The sequence below is a fragment of the Kocuria nitroreducens genome (assembly GCF_042879195.1).
Taxonomy (GTDB): Bacteria; Actinomycetota; Actinomycetes; order Actinomycetales; family Micrococcaceae; genus Kocuria; species Kocuria nitroreducens.
Genome location: NZ_JBHZTC010000050.1, coordinates 1 through 3,940, shown reverse-complemented (window position 1 = coordinate 3,940; position 3,940 = coordinate 1). Strand labels below are relative to the sequence as shown.

Genomic DNA, 3,940 nt, shown 5'->3' with positions numbered 1-3,940 from the left:
GGCAGCCAGGGCAGCCCGTGAGCGGGCATGCAGTAGGTGCAGCGCAGATTGCACTTGTCGATCACCGACAGTCGCAGATCCGTGGCCCGGCGCCCGTACCGGTCCACCAGCCCCGCCCCGGCCGGGGCCGGGCTGGGACCCGGACCGGTGCCGCGGATCTGGGGCAGACCCAGGGAAACGCTCATGTCACCGCCTCGGTGGTTCCGCCGGCGCGCAGGGTGGTCGGCGCGCCGAGATGGTCCGCCCAGTGTAGTGAGTCCCCGGCATGTCCGAACGCCCCGGTGCTCCACCCGGCGTCATGCGGGCTCCGGCGGGGCCTGCGCGTCCAGCTGCGCGAGAGCCTCCGTCCATCGCGCCTCCCGCTCGGCGGGCGACTGCTCCCACCACGGCGTGCCGCGCTCGCCCAGGCCCAGCTTCGCGAGCCCCACCCGGTTCCGCACGGCCCGCAGCTCCTCGTCCGTGCCGTCGCGCCGCACCGTGCGGACGGCCCCGCGGGCCCGGCCCAGGTGGGATCTCAGCCGGGCCGCGACGTCCTCGGGCAGCCCCGGGTCCTGGCGGCGCCACCGCCGGCCGTCCACCACGATCCACCGTCCGTCCGGCGTGTGCTCCACATCCCGTCGCGTCATGGCCCCGATCCTGCCAGGGCGGGCCCGGCCCGGCACCTACGCTGGAGGAATGAGCAGGCACGCGAAGCACCCGGTCCGCAGCGTCGACGAGCACCGTCGCGCGGTCACGGACGCCCTGCGGGGCCTCCGCACCCGGAAGGAGACCGTGCCCCTGGCGGCCGCGACGGGCAGGGTCCTGGCCGCGGACCTCGTGGCGCCGCTGAGCCTGCAGCCCTTCGACAACTCCCAGATGGACGGCTTCGCGATCCGTGCCGCCGACAGCCGGGCGGCGCCGGGGGAGGACGGGCGCACCCCGTTCGTCGTCGTCTCCCCCGTGCCCGCCGGCCACGTCCCCCGCCCACTGGCTCCCGGGGAGGCGGCTCCGGTCATGACCGGCGCGCCGCTGCCGCCCGGCGCGGACGCGGTGGTGCCCGTCGAGGAGTCGCTGCCGGGGGGCTTCCCGGCGCCGGGGACGCGCCTGCGGCTCCCGGCGGGTCAGCCGGCCGGGCGGTTCGTCCGCCGCGCAGGGGAGGACGTGGTCGAGGGGGAGACGGCGCTGGTGGCGGGGCAGCGGCTCATCCCCGCCCGGATCGGACTCGCGGCCGCGCTGGGGCGCGGGGAGCTGACCGTGCGCGCCCGCCCCCGGGCCGTGCTCTACACGACGGGCGACGAGGTCGTGGCGCCCGGGGCCGTGCGCGGCCCCGCCCAGATCTTCGACGCGAACGCGGCGATCCTGCGCGCCGAGCTCGAGGAGGCGGGCGTGGAGGTGGTCGACGCCCACCTGGTCTCCGACGACATCGGCGCCTTCGCGGCACGCCTCGCCGAGGACACGGATCGGCAGCCCGACTTCTTCGTCTCCTCGGGCGGGGTGAGCGAGGGCGCCTACGAGGTCGTCCGGCAGGTGCTGGAGCCCCACGGCGAGTTCGTGCACGTCGCGATGCAGCCCGGCGGGCCGCAGGGACTCGCGACACCCGGCGGCGTGCCCTTCGTCTGCCTGCCCGGCAACCCCGTCAGCACCCTCGTGTCCTTCGAGATGTTCCTCCGCCCCGCCCTGACCGAGACCGTGGGGGCCCCGGCGCCGCGGGCCCGCCGTTCCGGGCCCCTGGCGGAGGCCGTCCGGCCGCTGACCGGCAGGACCCAGGTGCGCCGGGCCGTCTGGGACGGCGCCACGGTGCGCATGGCGGGCGGGCCGGGCTCCCACCTGCTGGCCGCCGCAGCCCGGGCCAACGCTCTCGCGCTCGTGCCGGCGGGCGGGGTCGAGCTGCCGGCGGGGACCCCGGTGGAGCTGCTGCTGCTCGACTGAACTGCTGCACGACGGGTCCGGCGCAGGACCGTCCATCTGCGGAAAGACCTGCTGCAGCCTCGTCCCGCGGCAGGACAGGGCCGCTCCTGCCCGGTCCGGGGCGCCGCGGGGGTGCCGCCGCCGCTCGTTAGACTGGTCTGCGCCCCGCCCGGACGATCGCACAGAACAGGCCCTCATGACGTCCCTGCTCGCCCCGCTGCTTCTCGCCGCCACCGCCGTGATCCAGGCGCTCGGCCGCTACGAGTACCACCAGAACGGCATCACCGTGGTAGGCCAGATGCTCTTCCCGATCTTCTTCGCCGTCCTGGCGCTCTTCCTCGCCCGCCGCGGCGAGCGGGGCTCCTTCGGCACCGCACACCTCGGGCTGCTGGTGGTCGGCGCCGTCCTGTTCGTGCTCACCCTGGTCGGCTGGAACGGCACCGTCCCCCAGCTTTACCCCTCCGTGTGGATCTACTACGCGGCCTTCGCGCTGCTGGCGGTCCAGGCCGCGCTGCGCATCGCGGGGACCCCCAGGCGACGGCGCGAGGACGAGCCGTCCGAGGACCCCCTCCCGCGGGGCTGAGCCGCTACGGGGCGGCCGAGGCTCCGCCGACGCGCTCGAGCACCAGTCCCGCCAGCTCCTCGGCCCGGGTCTCCGGCAGCCAGTGTCCGGCGTCCAGCTCCACGAACCGGTAGGGCCCCCGCACGTGCTCGGCCGTGAGCTCCGCGGCCCGCCGGCCCAGAGCGAGGTCCCGGTTGCCCCACGCGTACGTGGTCGGGACGTCGACCGGTCCGGTGCGCAGCCGGGACAGCGGCAGGGCACGGTACCAGTTCAGGGCCCCGGTGAGCGCGCCGGGCTCCCGCATCCGGGCCGCGTAGTGAGCGGCCTCCTCGGCGGGCAGCCCGGAGCGGCGCAGGAGCTCCTCGAGGCGCGGGCCGAGCAGCGCCTCCGGGAGCCGTGGCAGCTGGAAGGCTCCGACGTAGGCCGAGCGCAGCGCCTGCGGCGAGCGCGTGAGGGAGCGTGCGAGCGCCCGGGGGTGCGGGACCGAGGCCACGGTCAGGGACGCCGTCCGGTCCGGCCGCTGGGCTGCGAGGGCCCACGCGACGATCCCGCCCCAGTCGTGGCCGACGACGTGCGCCCGCTCCAGCTCGGCGGCGTCCAGCATCGCCACGGCGTCCTGGACGAGCAGCTCGAGCCGGTAGGCGCGGCGGCCCGGGGGCCTGGCTCCGGGGGCGTAGCCCCGCTGGTCGGGCACGAGCGTGCGCAGCCCGGCGCGCTGCAGCACGGGCGCGACCCGGGACCAGCTCGTGCCGTCCTGCGGGAAGCCGTGCAGCAGCAGCACGGGCTCCCCGCCCGGGGGCCCGTCGTCGCGCACGGGGAGGGGGAGGCCGCGGGGAGCACGGTGGGTGGGCCGGTCCATCAGATCAGGGTGGTCAAGGCGCTCACTCGTCCGGGGCGCGCCGCGTCTCCGACAACGGGGTGCGCCACACGCCCGGGTCTGTGACGGGGAACCGGCGGCCGGTCACGAGGGTCGGCACGACCCGGACGAAGACGCCCTTGCGGCCCGCCTGCCACGGGAACAGCGGCAGGTCCAGGGTGTCCATCAGCTCCTGGACCTGCTGGATGCGCTCGGCACGGCCCTTGACGACCACGCTCCACGCCTTCGCGGAGGACTCGTCGTACCCGTCGGTCTCCACCGCCACCGGGACGTCGGTCAGGGCCGCCGCGATCTTCGTCCCCTCGGCCGAGCGGAAGACGAGGGTCCCGTGGTCCACCACGAAGTTGACCGGGAAGATGTCCGGGTGGTCCTCCACCCACACGGCGAGGCGGCCGACGCCCGCGTCCCGGAGCAGCTCCCAGCAGCTGTTGGCCGCCAGCTCCTCCACATCGTTGCCGTCCGTGTCCGTCATGGCGTCCTCCTGCGTCGTCGTCGGTGTCCCGGCCTGCGGCCGCGTCCTGCACGTGCTGCGTGTCCGGCTCGCTATTCGAAGTCGGCGAGCCAGAGGTCGGGGCCGAAGACCTCGTACTGGATGTCCCGGGGCGGGATGCCGC

Annotated in this window: 5 protein-coding genes and 1 pseudogene; 2 read left to right on the top strand and 4 right to left on the bottom strand. The window is 76.0% G+C overall.

Annotated features, from left to right (window positions below):
- Together ACFYE1_RS17195 and ACFYE1_RS17190 are read right to left on the bottom strand one after the other, a co-directional pair.
- Positions 1-185: pseudogene (locus ACFYE1_RS17195) on the bottom strand (GTP 3',8-cyclase MoaA); the annotation flags it as partial.
- Between the two features lie 111 nt (positions 186-296).
- Positions 297-626: a biopolymer transporter Tol gene (locus tag ACFYE1_RS17190; RefSeq protein WP_387745680.1), complete on the bottom strand. Its 330-nt coding sequence runs from the start codon at positions 624-626 to the stop codon at positions 297-299.
- A 49-nt stretch (positions 627-675) separates the two neighbouring features.
- Between ACFYE1_RS17190 and ACFYE1_RS17185 the strand changes: the two genes are divergently transcribed.
- Both ACFYE1_RS17185 and ACFYE1_RS17180 read left to right on the top strand, forming a co-directional pair.
- On the top strand, positions 676-1,908 hold the full coding sequence (locus tag ACFYE1_RS17185; RefSeq protein WP_387745677.1) for a molybdopterin molybdotransferase MoeA: 1,233 nt from the start codon (positions 676-678) through the stop codon (positions 1,906-1,908).
- 175 nt (positions 1,909-2,083) lie between these two features.
- Positions 2,084-2,470 carry a hypothetical protein gene (locus tag ACFYE1_RS17180; protein ID WP_387745674.1) on the top strand — a complete coding sequence of 129 codons (387 nt, stop codon included), beginning with the start codon at positions 2,084-2,086 and terminating at the stop codon, positions 2,468-2,470.
- Positions 2,471-2,474: 4 nt separating this feature from the next.
- Here the strand turns inward: ACFYE1_RS17180 and ACFYE1_RS17175 are convergent, their stop codons facing one another.
- Together ACFYE1_RS17175 and ACFYE1_RS17170 are read right to left on the bottom strand one after the other, a co-directional pair.
- Positions 2,475-3,308 (bottom strand): alpha/beta fold hydrolase, encoded by an 834-nt coding sequence (locus tag ACFYE1_RS17175; RefSeq protein ID WP_387745671.1) that lies wholly within the window; start codon positions 3,306-3,308, stop codon positions 2,475-2,477.
- Positions 3,309-3,330: 22 nt separating this feature from the next.
- Positions 3,331-3,798 (bottom strand): pyridoxamine 5'-phosphate oxidase family protein, encoded by a 468-nt coding sequence (locus ACFYE1_RS17170; protein ID WP_387745668.1) that lies wholly within the window; start codon positions 3,796-3,798, stop codon positions 3,331-3,333.
- Between the last annotated feature and the right edge of the window lie 142 nt (positions 3,799-3,940).